Source organism: Novipirellula methanifontis, assembly GCF_052161655.1.
GTDB lineage: Bacteria > Planctomycetota > Planctomycetia > Pirellulales > Pirellulaceae > Novipirellula.
In genome coordinates this window covers 4,025,802-4,047,878 of record NZ_CP197418.1, presented here as the reverse complement: position 1 = coordinate 4,047,878, position 22,077 = coordinate 4,025,802, and the positions used below count along the sequence as shown (strand labels likewise).

At 55.5% G+C, this 22,077-nt stretch carries 13 protein-coding genes; 12 read left to right on the top strand and 1 reads right to left on the bottom strand.

The features are described from left to right. Nucleotides 1-536 precede the first annotated feature (536 nt). The 10 genes from SH528x_RS14190 (at nt 537) to SH528x_RS14145 (ending at nt 16,716) form a co-directional block, all read left to right on the top strand. Entirely contained in the window at nt 537-2,030 is a 1,494-nt protein-coding gene (locus SH528x_RS14190; RefSeq protein ID WP_442511171.1) for a hypothetical protein, read from the top strand. Continuing rightward, nucleotides 2,027-5,017: a PVC-type heme-binding CxxCH protein gene (locus SH528x_RS14185; RefSeq protein WP_442511170.1), complete on the top strand. Its 2,991-nt coding sequence runs from the start codon at nt 2,027-2,029 to the stop codon at nt 5,015-5,017. The genes SH528x_RS14190 and SH528x_RS14185 overlap by 4 nt, the downstream gene beginning before the upstream one ends. Nucleotides 5,018-5,312: 295 nt before the next feature. Then, the gene (locus tag SH528x_RS14180) at nt 5,313-5,831 is read left to right on the top strand and encodes a sigma-70 family RNA polymerase sigma factor (protein ID WP_442511169.1); all 519 of its coding nucleotides are present in this window, start codon (nt 5,313-5,315) and stop codon (nt 5,829-5,831) included. After that, nucleotides 5,828-7,513 carry a LamG-like jellyroll fold domain-containing protein gene (locus tag SH528x_RS14175; RefSeq protein WP_442511168.1) on the top strand — a complete coding sequence of 562 codons (1,686 nt, stop codon included), beginning with the start codon at nt 5,828-5,830 and terminating at the stop codon, nt 7,511-7,513. Before SH528x_RS14180 ends, SH528x_RS14175 begins: the two co-directional genes overlap by 4 nt. Before the next feature lie 10 nt (nt 7,514-7,523). Further along, complete coding sequence (locus SH528x_RS14170) at nt 7,524-10,076, top strand: PSD1 and planctomycete cytochrome C domain-containing protein (RefSeq protein ID WP_442511167.1); 2,553 nt, start codon at nt 7,524-7,526, stop codon at nt 10,074-10,076. A 215-nt stretch (nt 10,077-10,291) separates the two neighbouring features. Further along, a complete protein-coding gene (locus SH528x_RS14165; protein ID WP_442511166.1) occupies nt 10,292-11,704 on the top strand; it encodes a DUF1501 domain-containing protein in 1,413 nt (470 codons plus the stop codon). A gap of 251 nt (nt 11,705-11,955) precedes the next feature. Next, a complete protein-coding gene (locus tag SH528x_RS14160; protein WP_442511165.1) occupies nt 11,956-13,221 on the top strand; it encodes an MFS transporter in 1,266 nt (421 codons plus the stop codon). Then, nucleotides 13,214-14,446: a M20 family metallopeptidase gene (locus tag SH528x_RS14155; RefSeq protein WP_442511164.1), complete on the top strand. Its 1,233-nt coding sequence runs from the start codon at nt 13,214-13,216 to the stop codon at nt 14,444-14,446. Before SH528x_RS14160 ends, SH528x_RS14155 begins: the two co-directional genes overlap by 8 nt. Before the next feature lie 22 nt (nt 14,447-14,468). After that, a complete protein-coding gene (locus SH528x_RS14150) occupies nt 14,469-15,431 on the top strand; it encodes an amidohydrolase family protein (protein WP_442511163.1) in 963 nt (320 codons plus the stop codon). Between the two features lie 280 nt (nt 15,432-15,711). Next, nucleotides 15,712-16,716 carry a threonine ammonia-lyase gene (locus SH528x_RS14145; RefSeq protein ID WP_442511162.1) on the top strand — a complete coding sequence of 335 codons (1,005 nt, stop codon included), beginning with the start codon at nt 15,712-15,714 and terminating at the stop codon, nt 16,714-16,716. 442 nt (nt 16,717-17,158) lie between these two features. Here the strand turns inward: SH528x_RS14145 and SH528x_RS14140 are convergent, their stop codons facing one another. Next, the gene (locus SH528x_RS14140) at nt 17,159-17,365 is read right to left on the bottom strand and encodes a hypothetical protein (RefSeq protein ID WP_442511161.1); all 207 of its coding nucleotides are present in this window, start codon (nt 17,363-17,365) and stop codon (nt 17,159-17,161) included. On the opposite strand from SH528x_RS14140, the gene SH528x_RS14135 reads away from it, so the two are divergent. Then, a complete protein-coding gene (locus SH528x_RS14135) occupies nt 17,358-20,486 on the top strand; it encodes a PSD1 and planctomycete cytochrome C domain-containing protein (protein WP_442511160.1) in 3,129 nt (1,042 codons plus the stop codon). The genes SH528x_RS14140 and SH528x_RS14135 overlap by 8 nt on opposite strands. A 19-nt stretch (nt 20,487-20,505) precedes the next feature. Beyond that, complete coding sequence (locus tag SH528x_RS14130) at nt 20,506-21,954, top strand: DUF1501 domain-containing protein (RefSeq protein WP_442511159.1); 1,449 nt, start codon at nt 20,506-20,508, stop codon at nt 21,952-21,954. Nucleotides 21,955-22,077: the final 123 nt, after the last annotated feature.

Genomic DNA, 22,077 nt, shown 5'->3' with positions numbered 1-22,077 from the left:
GGCACGCTCTCTATGCTACCACGCCGAACACACGCGGGGGGAACCGCCCGACCCAAATGAAGGAAGAAGATAATTGTCACACTTTTGCGACTGCCGACATGGTATTTCCGACCTGTCGCTACGTCCCGCTGGGTAACGCTGTGAAGCATTTTTTCTTGTGGGGTTTGTGCTAATTTAGCGTAGCGGAAGTCGTCAAGACTTTCGTTCGATTGGTGTATGCCCCCCGAAACTCTTGACGAGTTCCGCTACGAAATTCTTCACAGCGTTGCCCGCTGGGGCGATTCGCGATGGTTGTCGATCCATCTAGCCCTTTTTGGCTTCCTACCCCACGGCCACCCCGTAACCCTATAGAATAGAGCAGCCCCCCAAGTCTGGACGTGCTACGAACCAGCGAGAACAAACGTGATGCCTGCCCCCAATCGTCACGCCCCCTCAATTTCCCACCATCGTCAACGACGAAACTCACCCCAATCCATTGCCTATCCTAGGTCTGTCTACCCAATCGGATGCAGATCCCTCAAATGAAAGGTGTTCCCATGAAGCGTGATTGCTTTACGACGCTCTCTTCCCAGCGATGCCAAAACCGGATGCTCAGATTCAGTTTGATCATCGCTGTGATCGTTGGCGTCCTGCACAACACTGGAGTCAAAACTCATGCTGCGGAGAACGCGGTGTTTCGCGCCGGTGCAGCGAAAGCTAAAATCACGCCTCCCTTGGGGTTAGAGATTGTCGGTAATTGGGGCAAGCCTCTAGCGACCAACATCCATGATGACCTGCACGTTCGATGTTTAGCGTTGAATGATGGCACCACAACGATTGCGTTTGCAATTTGCGACAATGTCGGGATCCCTCGCGAAGTGTTTGACGCAGCTCGAAAACTGATTGACTCAGAGACCGACGTGCCTTCGGCCAACGTGCTGATGTCAGCGACCCATACTCATTCGGCTGTTTCTGCCAGAAACGATCGCGAAGTCGATGGAGTGATCGTCTTGGACAGCTACCAAAGCTTGGTGGCTCGCCGCATCGCGGACGGCGTTGCCAAAGCCGTCGCAGCGATGAAGCCCGCCAAGATTGGCTGGGGCGGAGTCGAGGAAGCGTCGGAAGTCCATAACCGCCGCTGGTACGTCAACGACGAAAAACTTCTCGCAAATCCGTTTGGTGGCGTCGACAAAGTTCGCATGAATCCGCCCCGAGGAAGCGACAAGCTGATCGAACCCGCCGGCCCGGTTGATCCCGAAGTCTCGTTCCTGAGCGTGCAAACCCTCGACGGCAAACCGATTGCCTTGCTGGCAAACTACTCGCTGCACTACGTCGGTGGTGTGCCTAGCGGCGACATTTCCGCAGACTACTTCGGTGCGTTCTCGGAAAAGATTGGCAAGCAAATTGGTGCTGACGCCAACTCTGATTCCTTCGTTGGAATCATGACCAACGGGACCAGCGGTGATATCAACAATTATGCTTTTCGCGAAAAAGCCGGCAAACATGAACCGTATCAGCGAATCGATGAAGTGTCTGATTTGATCGTCGGGCGAGTCGCCGCAGCCTACGCGACGGTAGAACATCGTGATTGGGTTTCGTTGTCCACAGCGAGCCAAGAACTGGAATTAAAAATGCGGAAGCCCGATCCCGAGATGCTTCGCTATTTCGCAAGTCTGGAAGACTCCAGCCAGTCACCCGCCAACGTCCACCGACTCGCGTCGATCTACGGCGAGCGTCTCAGCAAGATTGCCGAAGGTCCCGAAACCAGTTCCATCCTGCTACAAGCGTTCCGAATCGGTGATTTAGGAATTGTGGCGATTCCGTTCGAAGTGTTCGCGGAAACCGGACTCGATTTGAAAAAACGGAGCCCGCTGTCGGATACGTTTACAATTGAGTTGGCCAACGGCAGTTACGGCTACTTGCCGACTCCTGCTCAACACAAATTGGGAGGTTACGAAACGTGGCTAGGCACCAATCGGGTCCAGTTGGACGCTTCGGATCGAATCTCTGATGTACTCTTGTCATTGCTTAATCAACTAGGTCAGAAATGAAGTGCCAACTGAAATTGAATTGCATCGTCGCTGGCGTTGCAATCACCGCAGCGTCGCTGGTTTCGACGGTTCAGGCCGAGCAGCCGGCTGAGGCTTCGATAGCCCCGGCGGCGGCGAATCGAGCAGAGATAAATTCGCATTCACCCGAAGCATCCCTGTCACGCTTGAAAGTCCGCGAAGGACTCGAGGTCCGCTTGGCTGTGGCCGAACCCGACGTCGTCGATCCAGTCTCGGCCGCCTGGAGCAGCGATGGCAAGCTTTGGGTCGTCGAGATGTCCGATTACCCTCAGCCAAAACCGGGCCAGACCGACCGACATGGTCGCATCCGCGTGCTATCGGAACGAGACGCAAGTGGCCGCTTCAATAAGGTTGTGACCTTTGCCGACGGACTTGACTTTGCCACCGGAGTTCTGCCTTGGCGTGACGGTGCGATCGTGACGATGGCAGGCGAGATTGCCTTTCTGCGTGACCAAGACGGTGACGGACGCATGGAAGCCCGCGAAACTTGGTTCAAAGGATTCACCACCGACAATGAACAACTCCGAGCGAATCATCCAAAACTTGCACCGGATGGGTATGTCTATGTCGCCAATGGACTTCGCGGAGGCGCGATCACGGCGGTGGATCCGCGATTCGAAGAACGCGCCAACCCCCTAAAACTGCACGGTCGCGATTTTGTTTTCGATCCGCACGGGGGTTACTGGGGCACCGTGTCGGGGAACAGCCAATATGGATTAACGATCGATGGTTTCAACCGACGGTTTGGTTGCAGCAATCGCAATCCCGCGATCGAGTCGGTGCTTTCAATCGATGTGGTCGACCGAGACCCATTTTTGACTCCAGGCGACGCGACCACCGATGTCGGTAAATCCGGTTTCGAATCCGAAGTTCATCCGATCAGCAACGCCTGGACTACCAGCAATTTGCACGCCGGTCAATTTAGTGCGGCGTGTGGTGTGACCGCGCCAGGTTGGTCGATCGATAACAAATCCGAATGGTTGTTGGTTTGCGAACCGACGGGTTCGTTGGTCCAGCGTCAACGCCTGCAATGGGACAACGGCGCATGGCACAGCGAGCGTGAAGCCAATGACGCCGAGTGGTTAGCCAGTTCGGATGATTGGTTTCGCGCGGTCGATCTTGTGCCCGATGTGGATGGTGGCGTGCTGGTCATCGACATGGCCCGAGCTGTGATTGAGCATCCGCAATGGGCACCCGTCGAATTGAAAAATCGCCCTGATACCTGGGACGGCAATACGCTGGGCCGGATTTGGCAGGTGCATGTGCCGAACAAACAGATCCGATCCGTAGCGATTCACGACGATGCGAGTGCCATCGCAGCGATCGTTTCCGACGATCTTTTGCACAGAATGCTTGCGTCGGAGTATTTGCACGCTCACTATTCGGCTGATGTGCCACCGCCAGCAAACGTGATTGAATCCCTGGGTCACCAGCTGGCCGATTCGACGGTAGCGGCAGAACCAAAGTCGCGAATTGCCCTGTTGTTGAACCGTTGGGGTTTGCTGACCTCATCACAACACGCTTCGCTATTGCAGGACAAGGATGAACGCGTGCGGGCGACTGCCGTCAAATTGCGTCAACGCAATCTTCTCGGCGGCAACCCCGTCGCCGCGATGCCCATTTTGATGTCAGCACTGGATGACGCTGCATTGATCGTCCGTCAAGCGGCACTCGAACAACTCGTTGTTTCTGCGAATCCAGCGGAGAGCAATGATGAGCTGATGGGACGACTATTTCACCTCACTGTGAACGAACGCGACGCCCCTTGGATTTCAAAATTGCTGACGGCGATTCCTTACGAATTCGCCAGCAAGATGTTGAACACGTTGCCCAAGTCTCAACCTGAGATGTCCGCAATTCCGACGTCGATCTACGAAGGCTGGATGCGCCGTGTGGCCGCCAATGACCCTCAGCGTGCTACCGAAGTACTGGCGAATTGGTTGGGCAACGTGATGCCCGCCGGCGACGACAAAGCCGATCAAGCAACGCAAGCTTTGGCGATGAACATGGCTGCGGCCTGGAGCAAAGGAGGCGGCAAAAAAGCGTCCCTCAAATCATTGCCAAAAGAAGCTTCAAATCATATCGCTGCTCTGGACACATTAGCGGCCTCGATCGCGGTCAACGACAAACATGCTGCGGGAACACGATTGGATGCGATCGAGTGGTGTCGGAATCAAGCGGCGTTTCCTGAGCAATTGCGGGAACTAGTCGCCCCCAGCGTCGCCCCGAACCTTCGTGCTGCAGCGTATCGAGCGCTGATGCAGCGAGATGCCGAGTGGACCAAGCAGCATGTCCTCGAACACGCGGATTCGATTTCGCCGACCGATCGCGTCGCCGTAGTCACTGCGGTTCGCAGCAGCACCCAAACCGCGACTTGGTTGCTGAACGAAATTGGGCAAGGAAACCTGCCACGCACCTTCGTCGACCCATCGTCGATGGATTGGTTCCGCCGGCATTCCGACGCTAAACTTGCCAAGCTCGGGCGTGAAACGTTTGCACCGGCAGGCGATGTGCTGAAGGTGATGCGTGAATATGAACCCGCAGCCAAACAAATCGAAACGGCGGATGTTGTGCAAGGCAAACTGTTGTTTGCTCAGCATTGTGCAAATTGCCACCGTATCGATGATGTTGGGCACGTCGTCGGGCCCGATATCAGCGACAGCCGTACCAAAACGCCCGAATCGCTGCTGGCCGCGATCTTGGATCCGAGCTCCGCCATTGATGCTTCGTTTGCAAGCTACAGCATCCTAACGGTCGATGGCGAAGCGGTCAGCGGATTGCTCGCCGGAGAATCAAGTGACGCGGTCACGTTGACACTTCCCGGCGGTACGACGCGGCGTTTCGAACGGGATGAAATCGAAATCTTCCGCGCCTCGAGCGTTTCGCTGATGCCCGAAGGAATGCAACGAGTCATGAATGTCGAGCAGATGCGAAATCTGATTAGCTACCTGAAGCGTTGGAGGTATTAAACGATGGTTGGAGATCGCGAATTGCCCTGGAGAGCGGTTGCTGTTTTTTCAGCCACCTCTCCACCAACTCCGTCGGGGGCGAGGTAACTAAGGAATTTGCCGGTACAATAACTTGCCGTCCACTAAAATACTTACGTGTCGGGTGGTGATGCCCTTGCTTCCTGGCAATTTGGGGGTACAGAGGACTCATTTGCCAGGATCGCATCAGCCGTGTCCACGGAGATTCAAGTTTTTCCATAATCCGTGTCACACCAACGACTCTGCCGACATGGTACTAGTGAAAGGAACGTGATCGATGCAACGAAAAGAATTTGCCAAACTCGTGCTGGAACACCAAGCTCGACTTCGCATGTTCATTCGGATGCTCGGTGCGATGCCTGACGCGGTGGACGACCTCGCCCAGGACGCGTTTGTCGTTGCTTACGAGCGGATTGACACGCTCGAAGACTTTGATCAAGCCGGCCCCTGGCTACGTTCGATCGCCCGCAATTTAGTCCGAAACGAGCTGCGAAAATCATCTCGCCGACGACGGGTTGTCAACGCATCGATCAGCGAAGCGATGCTGGCGATGTCCGACGAGCCTGTCACCGCCTCCTGGTCCGAAGATTGGTTCACGGCGCTGCGAAAATGCGTCGAACACCTTCCCGGTCATGGTCGTGCCCTGGTCGATGGCCGCTACAAACGTGGTCAGAACGCTTCCCAACTAGCCAACGAAACTGACATGACGCCTGCCGCCGTTCGCCAAGCTTTGTCGCGACTACGCGGCCTTCTGCGAACGTGTGTGGAAACACGCTTATCGGAGGGATCGACATGAGCGAACGTGATTTTGACGAACAACTTGACCGTTTAATTGACGGTGAACTCAGTGATCCGGAAATGGATCGCTTGGCTCGCACTCTTGCTGCCGACGATTCGCTCTGCCACCGTTACCGTGATCAAATTGAAATGGACGAATGTCTGGCGATGGTCGTCCGTGACGATCGAGCCTCCGATCAGTTCATGGAGCAATTGGAACAGCGACTCGATGCTGAGTCACAGAAATTCGATTTCCTGCAAAGCGTGCTCGATCGATCCAGCCTACGTGTCGCTCGTGAGCAGTTACGGCGTTGGGCACCGCTGGCACTCGCGGCGATTGCCGCCAGTGTCCTGGTCGCATTTTGGGCAGGCATGTGGACAGGCAGACATTCGGGAACTGCAAAGGCCAAGTTAGCTCGGGTGGTACCCGTGACAGTCGCTTCCGAGCCGGTCGATGACTCTGTCGCGTTGCTGAACCAAGTGGTCGATGCTCAATGGGTCGGCGATACAACGTTTAGCGTCGGTGATTCGATTTCCTCTCATGCGACACTGCATCTGGAATCGGGCTTGGTGCAATTGCAGTTCTTTCGCGGTGCGATATTGACACTCGAAGGCCCCGCAAAACTTGAGGTTCGCGACCAGGATCACGTGATGCTGCACGAAGGCAACGCCTGGGCAAAAGTCCCTGTGCCGGCACGTGGATTCACCGTGCTGACGCCCGAGACAAAAATCGTCGACCTCGGCACCGAATTTGGCGTGTCAGCAACGCCGGGCAAGCGGACCGAAGTCCATGTCTTTGATGGGTTGGTGGAACTCTATGATCCATCGGCTGCTGAGGATGCTGATTCGCTGCACGAATTGGTCACTGGCCAATCGATCAGCGTTGATGTCGACGGCCGCTCGCTTCCCGTCGCGAACCAGATCACGGGGATGCCATCCTCATCGCTGCTGCAGCGTAGCCAAGACAAGCAGCTGCAGCTGCGGTACGAGCGGTGGCAACGATGGAGTGCCGAATTCCGCAACGATCCCCGTGTGCTGATGTATTACGATTTTGCGGCTGCCCAGTCGACGCCTGCCACGCTGCCAAACCTCGCCGCGGATCGAACCGATTCCGATGGTTCAATCATCGGTTGTGCGTGGACCCAAGGGCGTTGGCCTCAGAAGTCCGCCCTTGATTTCAAACGGCCAAGCGATCGTGTGCGATTCCACCTTCCCGGGGAATACGAATCGATCACGTTGGCCGCGTGGGTCCGCGTCGATGGGCTCGATCGGCTACTCAGTTCGCTGCTGTTAACCGATGGCTGGGATGCGGGCGAAGTTCACTGGCAATTTGATCAAAGTGGACAGCTCGGACTTTCGGTCAGCCAAGCGACCGGAGTGGCGTGGCGTTACACGCAGCCGCTGATCGATTTGACTCGGCTTGGTCAATGGATCCATGTCGCCTCGGTTTTTGATGGTGCCAACAAGACGGTGCGGCACTACTTCAACGGGCAACGCGTGCCTTGCGAAGCCTCGCTCGACTATGACGGTCCGATCCGCATCGGCGATGCCGAATTGTGCAATTGGGGGCGTCCCATCGACAAAAACTCACACGCGATCCGAAATTTCAATGGGCGAATGGACGAGTTCCTGATGCTCAGCGAAGCCCTTGAGGAAACGGAAATTATGGAAATCTACGAAGCCGGTAACCCCAAACTTTAGGAGACGAGCGATGCATCAATCCAGCACAAAACCATCGTTCAGCGCCGGCGGCGTGACCATCCTCAAACCGATCTCGTTTCTGTGGTTGGCCTTGGTGATCTGTGCATTGCCGGTGGGCCAAACGGCAGTCTGGTCGGAGGAAGCCGAAACGCAAAAAAACAACCAACCGAGCCCCGATCAACTTGATTTTTTCGAGTCGAAAATTCGGCCGCTGTTAATCGATCGTTGCTACGAATGTCACTCCGAGGACTTGCAGGAATCGGAACTCCGCGTGGATACGCTCGCAGGCATGTTAACAGGCGGACTTGCAGGCCCGTCGCTCGTCCCCGGCAAACCGACAAGTAGTTTGCTGGTGACCGCAGTCCGTTACCAAGACAACGATCTGAAGATGCCTCCGAACGAAAAGTTGTCCGACATTCAGATTGCGGACATCATCCGCTGGGTTGAAATGGGGGCACCGCATCCCGATTCCGGCGACGTCGGCCCCATCGCTCAACGCGGCGATGTCGATATCGAACAAGGCCGCAAGCATTGGGCGTTTCAGCCGCCTGTGAAAGTTACACCACCTGCGATCGCGCACATGTCGCCTCGTGGATCGGAAGATCGACAGCAAAACGACGCTCCCAATCCGATTGACGCGTTTATTCTTGCCAAGCTACACAGCGAAGGACTGCGTCCCAATCCGCCAGCGGACAAACGAACGTTGCTTCGCCGCGCGACGTTTGACTTAATTGGTTTGCCACCGACTTCGGAGGAAATCGACGCGTTTCTGGCTGACGACTCCGCCGATGCGTTTGCTCATGTCGTCGACCGTCTGCTTGCATCGCCGCATTACGGCGAGCGTTGGGGCCGGCATTGGTTGGACATCGCTCGCTATGCCGATTCCAATGGACTCGATGAAAACGTGGTACACGGCAACGCATGGCGTTATCGCGACTACGTCGTCCGTTCGCTCAACAACGACAAACCCTACAACGATTTCCTCGTCGAACAACTTGCTGGCGACTTACTTGATTCAGGCGACGACTTCAAACTCCGCAACGAACGTTTAATCGCGACGGGATACCTGGTTTTGGGTCCCAAAGTTTTGGCAGAGCAAGACCAGGCCAAAATGGAGATGGATATCATCGATGAGCAACTGGATACCGTCGGTCGCAGCATCATGGGGCTCACTCTCGGATGTGCCCGTTGTCACACGCACAAATTTGATCCAATCAGCCACCATGATTACTACGGTTTGGCAGGGATTTTCAAAAGCACGCAGACGATGGACAGCTACAAGACTGTCGCGAAGTGGCACGAGAATACGATCGAGACTCCTGACCAAACGGCAAAACTCGAACAACACCAACAGCAAATCGCATCGCAAGAGAAGTTGATCACCGAGCGAGTCGCCGAGGCCACGGCGAAACTAGATCCGCCGCCGGCTGCAGAAACCAAACCCGAAGAAATTGAGAAGCAATTTCCCGCAGAAACCTTGGCGGTGATCAAACAGCTTCGCGACGAACTGAAAAAGCTCAAGGATGCTGTTCCTGAACTACCGACCGCGATGGGAGTAACCGAAGGCAAAATCGCCGATACCTCCGTGCATCTTCGCGGTAGCCACTTGACACTCGGTGACGTGGTACCACGCCGAGTCCCTGAGGTCCTCGCGATCGATAACCCACCCGCGATTTCGGCGGATCATAGTGGTCGGCTCGAATTTGCTCGCTGGTTGACAAGCGGAAATCACCCGCTGACCGCCCGAGTGATGGTCAATCGCCTGTGGCGTGGCCATTTTGGCAAAGGCTTGGTCAGCACCGTGGACAACTTTGGTCTCAAGGGAAGCCCGCCATCGCATCCTGAATTGCTCGATTGGCTCGCGGTTCGATTTGTCGAACGGGGCTGGTCGATCAAGGAGATGCACCGACTGATCATGATGTCCGAAACCTACCAACGAAGCAGCGATTTTGTTCCTGAGAACGCCGAAGCGGATCCTGGCAACCAGTGGTATTGGCGATACAACCTTCGCCGACTCGAAGCCGAGGCCATTCGCGACGGGTTGCTGGCGGTCAGCGGAACGCTGGACCGCACCACCGGTGGCAACATTATGCAATACAAAAATCGCGAGTACGTTTTCAACCATACGTCCGAAGACAAATCGAAATACGATTCGTCGCGACGGTCGATTTACGTGCCGGTGATCCGCAATCATCTGTACGACATGTTCCAATTGTTTGATTACAACGACGCAAGCGTGCTCACCGGCGACCGCAACACCAGCACGATCGCACCGCAAGCCCTGTTTTTGATGAACTCGGAATTGGTAGCCGAGCTTGCGTTAGCGTTCGCAGACCGCTTGCTGGAAAGCGAACCCGACGCCGAGCCGCGAATCGATCGCTTGTATCTCGAAACGTACGGCCGGCACGCGTCTGCCGCCGAATTGTCCGATGCATCGAACTTCCTCACTCAATTCCGGGCCTTCCAACAAGAATCCGATAGCGACACCGATCCGGAGCGACTCGCATGGCAAGCCCTCTGCCAAGCAATCGTTTCCTCAAGCGAATTTGTTTACCTACGTTAAATGTGGGATAGGCTTCCAGCCTGTCATGCACTTTGATTTTGGGTAGTGGATCTTGCTAAAGATCCCCCACCCCCAGGAAACAGGGAGCTTTAGCAAGCTCCACTACATTAATGCCCGCGGCTGGCGCCGTCGGCTCAGAAGACAGATGAAACTTTAGATCACAGGCTTGAAGCCTATGCTACGTACTCGAATGACAGGCTAGAAGCCTATCCCACATGTCAAACCTATCACGACGACGCCTTTTGCAGACGACCGCGGCGGGATTTGGTTCGCTCGCGTTGGCATCTCTGTTGGCCGACGAAACGCGTGCGTCCAACGCCACGCCTCGCCATTCCGATCTGCAACTGCCCCATTTTCCGCCGCGAGCGAAACGAGTCATCTTTCTGTTTATGAAAGGCGGCCCGTCGCACATGGATACGTTCGACTACAAACCGCAACTGCAAAAAGACGACGGCAAACCGTTGCCGTTCGAAAAACCGCGGGTTCAATTTGCACCGACAAGCAACCTGTTGGGATCGCCGTGGAAGTTCAAACGCTACGGTGAAAGTGGCATCGCGGTCAGCGAACTGTTCCCCCACGTCGCCGAGTGTGTCGACGACCTGTGCATCATCAATTCGCTGCATGGCACCAATCCTGCACACGGCGGCGCGAGCATGAAACTGCACACCGGCAGCGACGTATTCGTGCGTCCTAGCATGGGATCCTGGGTGACCTATGGGCTAGGTACTGAAAACGAGAACCTGCCAGGATTCATTACGATTTGCCCCACGCTTGCCCACGGCGGCACCAAGAATTGGGGGTCCGCGTTTTTGCCTGCAAGTGTTGCTGGTACTCCGATTGGTAACGCCAGCCAACCGTCGGACCAAGCGAGAGTAAAGTTCGTAAAGAACGCACGAATGTCGCTCGAGGCACAACGGATGCAACTCGATCTGACTCAGTCGCTGAACCGAGAATTCCTGGAAACCACCGGCCCCGACTCGGCACTCGAAGCCCGCATCAAATCGTTCGAGTTGGCGTTTCGCATGCAGACCGAAATGCCGGACGCGTTGGATCTCGCTGCCGAAACCACGGCGACACACAAGTTGTACGGGATCGACAATGAAACGACTGCCGATTTTGGCCGCCAATGCTTGATGGCACGACGATTCGTCGAACGTGGCGTGCGGTTTGTGCAAATCACGCACAGCAATACCGAGGTCCAATGGGATCAACACGGCAATCTTCGCAAAGGACACACGCAGAACGCGGCCGAAGTCGATCTGCCGATCGCAGGATTGCTGAAAGATTTGAAATCTCGTGGGCTGCTCAAGGACACACTGCTGGTGTGGGGCGGCGAATTTGGACGCACACCAACATGCCAGGGCGCCGGACAAGACGGACGCGACCATAACCCCGAAGGTTTCACGATGTGGATGGCCGGGGCGGGTGTCAAAACCGGAATCCAATACGGTGCCACCGACGAATACGGCTACTACGCCACCGAGAACAAAGTACACATCCATGACCTGCACGCCACGATATTGCATCTGCTAGGACTCGATCACAAACGGTTGACGTATCGTCATGCTGGCCGTGATTTCCGGCTGACCGATGTCGCTGGCAACGTCGTCCACGACCTGTTCGCATAAATGGTAAATTAGGCTGCCAGTGCTTTGTCCAGATTTGTCCTTAGCGTAGCGGAACTCGTCAAGAGTTTCGTTTGGAAGCGAGAACTGTCGAAAGTCTTGACGACTTCCGCTACGGTCAAACCCTAACTTCCAAATTGGACAAAGCACTAGCCTGCTAATGACTGCATGACAGGCTAGAAGCCTATCCCACATCCCCTCCCGAATCGGAAATCCCTATCGACACTCACATCAATCGCATCGATCCATCCGCCGTGCTCAGCCGCAGTCGCTGGGTACTGTTAACGTTGTTAGTCGTCTCGATCTTGGTCAACTACATTGATCGAGGGGCGTTATCGGTTGCGATTCCGGCGATTGAACTTGAGTTTTCGTTGACGCCGACTCAGAAAGGACTTCTGCTGTCAGTGTTCTTCTGGTCGTACGCGTTATTGCAGTTGCCGGCCGGATGGTTGGTCGATCGATACGATGTGAAATGGGTGTACGCGGGCGGCTATTTGATTTGGACAATCGCAACCGCCTTGACGGGATTTGTCGGCGGTTTCACCGCACTACTGGCCGCCCGCTTACTACTGGGACTGGGCGAAAGTGCCGCATATCCGGCAATTTCTCGGCTGATTGTCGAGAACTTCCCCGAGCACAAACGTGGCACCGCCAATGCCTTGATCGACGCCGGCACCAAAATCGGTCCCGCACTCAGCATTCTGGCTGGCGGTTTGTTAGTCGATCAATTTGGTTGGCGTGCGTTGTTCATCGCTCTCGGAATAGGCAGCATTTTTTGGTTGCTACCTTGGATCAAATATGTTCCGTCACGCCCGCGGGACGACCACCGCGTTGACGAGCCAACACCGAAAACGAATCGTCCGTCGCTCGTACAAGTGGGACTGCATCGTGCAGTGTGGGGAACCTCGCTGGGCATGTTTTCACTTGGCTACGTTTGGTACTTTCTGCTGACATGGCTGCCATCCTATTTGATGGACGTCCATCATCTGAATTTGAAAGAGACCGCGGTTTCGGCCGCACTTCCGTTTTTGGCAATGGCAGCGTCCTCGGTGTTTTGGGGCTGGGCAGCCGATCGGTTGATTCAACGAGGCAACTCGGCCACGTTCGCTCGGAAATCGATCTCCCTTGGCGGGCTTGCCATCGCAGCGGTATTGCTGATCGCCGCGTCACGAACCGAGTCGGCCACCGTTTGCATCGCGTTGATTACCGGCGGTTGTTGTGCACTCGGAATGTTTACCGCCAACGTTTGGGCGATGACGCAAACATTGGCTGGTCCTGCCGCGGGAAGCTGGACAGGCATCCAGAACTGCATTGGCAACATGGGCGGTGTTGTTTCGCCGTTAGTCGCGGGTTGGTCGGTCGAGCAAACCGGATCGTATCAAACGGCCTTTTACGTGGCCGCGATCGTGATGGCATTCGGCATTGCCGCCTATCTGTTTATCGTCGGCCCGATCGAAGAGATCCAGTGGCAACAAGAGAGTTCCAAGAACACAAACCTCGCTGGAGACAACCATGAGTGAAGGAAACGTGTGTGAGAATGAGCGGGATACTCACCCGGTGCTCGATACGCTTGCGGACTTGGTGCGGATCAACAGCGTCAATCCAAATTACGAAGCGGGGGTTCCCGAGGCTGAGATGGCCGATTTCGTGGAGCAGTTTTTTGCCACACGAGGCATCGAGACGTGGCGGCAACTCGTTTATCCCGACCGACCCAACGTTATCGCTCGCGTCCCCGGTCGCGATCCGCAGCGGCGAATTGTGCTCGAAGCCCATATGGACACCGTCTCCACCATCGGGATGACGATTGATCCATGGAATCCGGAAATCCGAGACGGCAAGATGTACGGCCGAGGTGCATGCGACACCAAGGGTGGGATGGCCGCGATGATGCACGCCGTCGCCAGTCTCGCGGCCGACGGGATCACGCCGGAGTGCGATGTGCTTTTCGCTGCCACCATCGACGAAGAGTTCTCGTATCGAGGCGTTGTTGCGTTGTGCGACTCACTTGATGCGGGGCCGGTCGACCCACAAATTTTGAAACAAGAAACATCGCCCCGAAATCCCTGGACCGCCGAAGCCGCCATCATCGCCGAGCCGACGGATTTGATGCCGGTGATCGCCAGCAAGGGACTCGTTCGCTGGAAGATCGAAACGCGCGGCAAGGCAGCTCACTCGGCAAAGCCGCATCTGGGTGTCAACGCGATCGAGCATATGGCTCACGTGATCACAGCGATGCAGAAAGATACACTTCGGTTGTCTGAGGCCACTCATCCGCTGCTAGGACCGGCAACGTGCAATATCGGCATCGTTCGTGGGGGCGTGCAAATTAATTTCGTACCCGACCGCTGCGAGATCGAGATTGATCGCCGACTGCTACCTGGCGAAACACACGAAACCGTATTGGCGCATTATCAACAGCTGATCGATTCGGTCGCGGCCGAACATCCGGGAATGGATGTGGTCATGCACCCACCGATGCTGAGTGACCGGCCGCTGGAAACCGATGCGGATTCGCCTGCGGTGCAGACGATGGCAAATGTCCTTCGCGACATGGGAATGGACGCGGCCTTGATCGGAGTGCCGTTTTGCAGCGACGCCAGCAAGTTTGGGGCGATTGGCATCCCCAGCATGATTCTGGGCCCCGGAAGCATCGACCAGGCCCATGCGGCAGTCGAGTACATTGAGTGCAGCCAAGTCGTTCAGGCCTCAGAGATCTATCGACGGTTCCTAACCGAATTCAAGTAACACACAAACGCAGGATACGAAATTGAAAAACGATCCATCAATCAAGCTGTCTCGACGTCGCTTTGTCGGTGGCGTGATTGCCACTGCGGCGACCGCAACCGCGATGCAAACCTGCGCTGCCTCACCCGCCGAGGCGGCCTCACCCGAAACATCGCCGGGATGGATCGACGCCCACGTTCATGTCTGGACACCCGACACCGACAAATATCCGATCAGTCCGCAATTTTCCAAATCGGACATGCTTCCCAATAGCTTTACCGACGAGCAACTGTTCAGCCATTGCCGTCCGGCGGGAGTTGAGCGGGTTGTCTTGATTCAAATGAGCTTCTACCAATACGACCATTCCTACATGTTGGACGTGATGAAAGCGAATCCTGGCGTGTTTTCCGGAGTCGCACTGATCGATCATCACCGACCTGATCTTGGCAAGCAAATGCAGTCGCTAGCCCAAAAGGGCATGCGAGGATTCCGCTTGCATTCCAGAGGCGATGCCAAAGATTGGGTCGACGATCCCGGCATGCAGAAACTTTGGCGGACTGCTGCGGACGAAGGATTGGCTGTCTGTCCGCTGATCAATCCCGGCGACATTCAGTACGTCGATGCCTTGTGCAAAAGATTTCCTGAGACAACCGTTGTCGTCGACCATTTTGCTCGGATCGGAGTCAGTGGCAAGATCGAGCAAGATTCGCTTGACCAACTCTGTCGACTTGCACGTTTCCCCAACGCCCACGTCAAAACGTCCGCCTTTTATGCACTGGGCAAGAAGCAACCTCCCTATGTCGATTTAATACCGATGATCAAACAGGTCACCGAGCACTTTGGTCCCGAACGATTGATGTGGGCCAGCGATTGTCCATTTCAAGTCGAAGACGGCCACACCTACGACGCCTCGATCGCACTCATACGTGATCGCATCGATTTCCTGTCCGCAAGTGACAAGCAGTGGCTCTTAAAGGGAACCGCTGAAAAAGTATTCTTCGCCTAACCAGTTCCTCTATTGATGTCGCGAGGCTTTTAGGGTAAGCGGTGGCAACCATTTGCTTTACCCGCCCAGCAACGCTGGGAGGGTCGAAAACCGAGCCTTCAGCGAGATTTTCGGGGAGGGCCTAGTGACACTGAACTTGCACGTTGTCATCGCTGACACTGCGGTGCCCGACCGGTGAACTTGCTCTGCTCGTTCAGACCTCCCGAAAACAAGCTTCGCACAAACTGACGTACGCTAAACGATTCAATTCGAACGACCCGAAAGCCGCACGACCTCTACTATGCAAATAGCCACAATCACCGACGTTCGAGCCGCCGAAAAAATCATCCGCCAACACCTTTCCCCTGCACCGCTGATTCGTTCTTGCGCGTTGGAAAAGGAACTCGGATTGCAATCCGGTCGCCGGGTTTGGATCAAGGATTATGGATGGACGCCGGTCGGATCGTTCAAATTGCTCGGCGCAATCAACTGGATGGCTCAGCATTTGGATCAGATCGGTGACCGTCCCGTCGCAGCCCATTCCTCCGGCAATTTCGCTTCGGGACTGGCGTTTGCGGGAATGACATTCGGCAAGCGAGTGATCATCGTGATGCCCGAAGACGCACCGAAAATTAAGTTCGCTCGCACACGTTCGTTTGGTGCCGAGGTGCAAACGTACGACAAGTCGACCGATCATCAAACCGGCCAACGTGACCGTATGACACGTGAAATTGCCGAGAACCAACAAGCGATCCAGGCTTCGCCCTACGATGACAATGACGTGATCTCAGGCAACGGAGTCGGCGGCCTGGAAATCGTGGACGAATTGAAGCGTCAAGAACGCGAGGTTTCTCATTTCGTTTGTGCCGTCAGCGGTGGCGGACTAATGGCGGGTCACGCATTGGCGATTGCCGACGGATTCCCCACTGCAAAGATCATCGGCGTTGAACCATCCGGAGCCGACGACTTTGCTCAATCACTGGCCGCCGGAAAGCGTGTCCGAGTAGATCATCCCCACAGTATCTGTGATGGATTGTTGTCCTATGACGTGGGTGAGCACAATTGGCCCATCCTGCGCGAGCACGTCACCGCGTCGGTGTGCGTAACCGACCCTGAAACGTGTCAAGCGATGAAGTGGATCGATACCCAGCATGGGCTCCGCAGCGAACCATCCGGTGCAAGCACCATCGCGGCTTTGCTGTCAGGAAAAATCGATACCAGCGGTGATGGAGACATTGTCGTCGTCCTGAGCGGTCGAAATGTCGATCCCGAGGATTTTCAAAAGTGGATCAGTGATGTCGGCTAGTGTAGGTAGGTAGGTAGAAATCATTGGGCGAAATCCTATACGCCTTTGGGCATTAACCTTGGCAGCTAAATTTGCGTGTTGTCGTGAATTTTGTTGCGTTGATTTTCTGCCACCTCTCCCCCAACTTCGTTGGGGGAGAGGTCGAACGGAGCCTTCAGCGACGTTCGGGTGAGGGGGCTGACCGAGCAAGCCACTCGCCGACGACAACGCCGTTTGCACCGGAATTGCTCGCCGATAGCGCGGTCGCCCCCTCACCCGAGCAACGCCTAAAGGGCGTGCAGTTACCTCTCCCCCGACTTCGTCGGTGGAGAGGTAACTGCACGATAGACCGACAGAAAACTTGCTCAACTAAAAATCACAACAAGCCCAAAGTCTTAGCCGCCTAGCGTTAGCATTGCCTGCTAAATCGCTACCATTACGTAGAATCTAACACTGCGCAAGTTTAGCTTCCATTCTTAGTCGTGATAGCGACGGCAGGCGATATGTTGTTGCTATTCATCGCGAAACGCGTCACAATAGCAATCACTGGCAGCGGTACTGCGGCCAGCCCCACCTCGATCTTCCCACCTTTATCGAATCGGTATCTCACCATGTTTCCATGGCTGGCGTCTTGGCTGCCGAATCGTTCGGTAGTCGCTCGAATGTCCATTTTGCTAGTGATTGGCCTTCTGGTCCCTGGCGGATCAACAAACGCCAACGAGGAGCTTTATTTCGAAACCGAGATTCGCCCGATCCTGCGTGAATATTGTTTTGATTGCCACGGGGCGACCGAAGAGCTCGAAGGTGGATTGGACTTGAGACTTGTCCACTTCATCGCATCCGGTGGAGATTCAGGAACTGCTTTGGTGGCGGGCGATCCCGAATCAAGTTTGTTGTTCGAGCGAATCATCGATGGTGATATGCCACCAGGGGAAGCTCGTGTGTCGGACGACAAGATTGCGGTTCTTGAGAAATGGATTCGCCAGGGGGCAGCGACACGTCGCACCGAACCCGAGAAACTCGAGCCCGGTATCCCGATCACCGAAGAAGAACGAAACTATTGGGCTTACCAACCGATCAAGCAGCCGCTGATTCCGGTCACCCCAACAAGCGGCAGCGTCCGCACGCCGATCGACGCATTGCTCGTTGCGGCCATGCCATCGGGACTCACGTTTTCACCCGATGCCGATCGATTCACGCTCATCCAGCGTCTGTATAACGACTTGATCGGATTGCCGGCGACCAAGTCTCAAGTCGATCGATGGATGCATCACGCTGACGTCGATTGGTACGACCAATTGGTCGATGAACTGCTGCGCTCGCCTCACTACGGCGAGCGGTGGGCACGGCATTGGTTGGATGCCGCCGGGTACGCCGACAGCGACGGTTACACGGTCGGTGACAGCGGCCGTGATTGGACGTGGCGCTATCGTGATTATGTGATCCGATCTTTGAACGACGACAAACCGTTTAATCAATTTATTACGGAACAAATCGCCGGAGATGAACTTGCCGGGCCAGCCGTTGGCGATTGGACGGAACATCAAATTGAATTGCTGACGGCTACCGGCTTTTTGCGAATGGCAGCAGATGGCACGGGAAGTGGTGACAACAGCCCTGAAGCTCGTAACAAAACGATTGCCGACACACTGCAGATCATTAGCAGTACGCTGCTTGGGGCGAGCGTGCAGTGTGCTCAATGCCACGACCACCGCTACGATCCGATTTCGCACGCCGACTACTTTGCACTGCGGGCCGTCTTTGAACCGGCCTTGGATTGGCAAGCTTGGAAGCCGCCCGCCCAACGTTTGGTCTCGCTCTCGACCGAAAAAGATCGTGCCAAAGCCGCAGCGATCGAAGTCGAGGTCCAGGCGGTAGCGGCTGAGAAGAAAGAGAAGCAGACGGCGTTTATCAAACAGGTATTCGAAGAAGAACTATTGAAGTTCGAAGAACCGTTACGCACCGAGTTGTGGACGGCGTATGAAACAACGGCCGCCCAGCGGACTGCGGAACAAATCAAATTGCTCGCCCGCCATCCTCAGATCAACGTCACCCCCGGCGTGCTGTACCAATACCGTCCGAAAGCCGCCGAAGAACTGAAAAGCTACGATGCCAAGATCGCGGAAATGCGTGCCAAGAAGCCGAAAGAGGAATTCATTCATGCGTTAGTCGAACCCGCGAATCATGTCCCGGTGACGCATCTGTTTCATCGTGGCGACTTCAATCAACTGAAACAGGAAATTCGTCCTGCGGCGCTGACGGTTACGGCAGCCGAAGGAACGCGAGTCGAGTTCCCCATCGACGATCCGAACTTGCCCACCACCGGTCGTCGACTCGCATTCTCGCAATGGTTGACGGACCACAGCAATCCATTGACCGCACGCGCGATCGTCAATCGAATTTGGATGCACCACTTTGGTCGCGGCATCGTTTCGACTCCCGGCGATTTTGGACGTCTCGGTGACGATCCGTCCAACCTGCAGTTGCTTGATTGGTTAGCCAGCGACTTTGTCGAGCACGGTTGGAGTCTGAAACATTTGCATCGCCAAATCTTGACGTCCACCGCTTGGCGTCAATCCTCTTTCCGTGATCCAGCCCGAGAAGCAATCGACGCAGAAAACCATTTCTATTGGCGAAAATCACTGCAACGTGTCGACGCCGAGATCCTTCGTGATTCGATTCTAGCCGTGTCTGGCACGCTCGACTTGAAACCGTTTGGTCCCCCGGTAGCAATCGCTGAGGATGAAACCGGCCAAGTTCGTGTCAACGCACAGCAACCGCGGCGCAGTGTCTATGTGCAAGTCCGACGCAGCCAACCGGTGGGTATGCTGCAAACGTTTGACGCCCCAGTGATGAGCGTCAACTGTGATGCGAGAACCGTATCAACTGCGGCCCCGCAATCGTTGATGATGCTGAACGGCGAATTCATCTTAGAACAAGCAAACAAGGTTGCCGAGCGAGCGATTGCCGACGATCAGGCGAGCCAATCGGAAGGGAAGCCCGCGCGAGAAGCCGACATCCCGACACTTGCGTCATGGTTGCCCGAATTGCCGCCGCCGATGTGGACGTACGGCACGGGCGTGGTCGATGACACGGCGGGAATGCTTCGCGAGTTTCATCCACTCGCTCATTTCACAGGTACACAGTGGCAAGGCGGTGCCATCGTCCCCGACCCGACGATCGGCTGGGTGCTTTTGACTGAGCAAGGCGGCCATCCAGGCAATCCGAAAAACCCGGCGATTCGCCGCTGGATTGCGCCGGCCGATGGGCAAGTCAGTATTGCCGGAACGCTGCAGCATAGCAGCGAAAACGGAGATGGAGTTCGCGGACGCGTCTTCGCAAAAACCGGACAACTGGAGACATGGAACGCCTTTCACAGTTCGACCGCCACGTCCGTCGCAGCGATTCCCGTGCAGGCTGGCGACCCTATCGATCTCGTCGTCGACTGCATCGAACATGAAACGTCGGACTCGTTCAGTTGGGGGGCGAAAGTCACATTCACACCATCCGACGGAGCAGCGGTGGTCTATGATTCGGCAGCAGATTTCCACGGTCCCAGCGACGATTTATCACGCTTACCAGCGCAAATCATCGCGGCTTGGGAAATCATATTGTCGCGTTCGCCGAGCGAGGATGAACTTCGTACGACCCTCGCATTTGCCGGCGACCAACTCGCACTGATGGCAAAAGATCGCCAAGGGATCATGCAGGGAAGCACCCCAGCAAAACAAGTGCTCGTCAATCTCTGTCAAATGCTGCTCAATTCCAATGAATTCATTTACATCGAATGATTACAAGTATTAGTCAATCATGATTCCCAATACACCCACCAAATCGCGGCGTCAATTCTTGCAGAACACCGGCATGGGTGTAGGAGCATTGGCATTGCAATGGATGTTAACTCAGGAAAATGCGTCGGCAAAACCTCCGGTGCTAAAGGAGGCACCGCACAACGACATGCTTCCTCGTTCGCCTCACTTCGCGCCGCGTGCCAAGGCGATGATCTCGCTGTTCCAGCACGGCGGGCCTTCACACATGGACTTGACCGATCCGAAGCCCGAGCTCAGCAAATATGACGGGACTGATTATTCAGGCGATATTCAGTTTTCGTTTGTTAATGAAGCCAGCAAAAAACTGCTCGGCAGCCCGTACCAGTTTAAGCCCCATGGCAAATGTGGAACGGAGCTATCCGAATTGCTGCCACACACTGCCGGTGTCGTTGACGATATCTGCTTGATTCGCAGCATGCGTACCGGGGCGAATGGACATGAAGTCAACATCCGCTATTTTCACGGCGGCATTCCAGCGGTGTTAGGTCGTCCGACGTTCGGATCGTGGTTGACGTATGCACTCGGCAGCGAATCACAAGACTTGCCCGCGTTTATGGTGTTGGCCGATCCCGGCGGTCATCCCGTTGATGGAGCGACCAATTGGAGTAACGGATTCATGCCTTCGCTGTTCCAAGGAACGGTGCTGCGTCCGAAAGAGCCGCGAATCTTTAATCTGCAACCCCCAACGCATCTGTCGGGCGAATTTCAACGTCAAAACCTGGACTTTTTGCAAACGCTGAACCGCCAACACTTGCAGTCACATCCGGGAGAATCGGACCTCGAGGCAAGGATCGCCAGCTACGAGCTTGCGGCTCGAATGCAAACCGCAGCGAGTGATGCGTTAGACATTTCACAAGAGACCGCGGCGACACACAAGATGTACGGGTTGGATCAACCCGAGACACGCGAATACGGCACCCGCTGTTTATTGGCACGGCGATTGGTCGAGCGAGGCGTTCGCTTTGTGCAACTGTTTCACCACAATCAGCCTTGGGACAACCACAGCAATCTGAAATCGGGGCTCGCGTCGATTTGCCGAAAGACCGACCAGCCGGTCGCGGCCTTGGTTGCGGATCTGCGGCAACGTGGCATGCTCGACGAAACGCTCGTTCACTGGGGCGGCGAAATCGGCCGCTTGCCAGTCACCCAGGAACAGGGGACGCCTGAGAAGGCGGGACGCGACCACAATGGCCAGGGATTCAGCATTTGGATGGCGGGCGGCGGTATTCGCGGCGGCATGACGTTCGGTAAAACCGACGATTTTGGGCACCACGCAGTTGAAAACATTGTCACTCCGAACGATTTCCAAGCGACCGTGATGCATTTGTTTGGTTTGGATTATGAGCAAGTCGCGTTTCCTCACCGCAACCAACAACAAATCATCACCGCAGGCCGCCCCGCACGCGTCGTCAGCGAAATTATCAGCTAAGCAACGCCCGAGCAATAAATGGCAGCAAGGCCCCGTAGTGAAAGTCGTCAAGACTTTCGTCAATCGCCGAACATGTCGAAACTCTTGACGGCTTGTTGATTTAATCCAAATGCAAATCGCAAC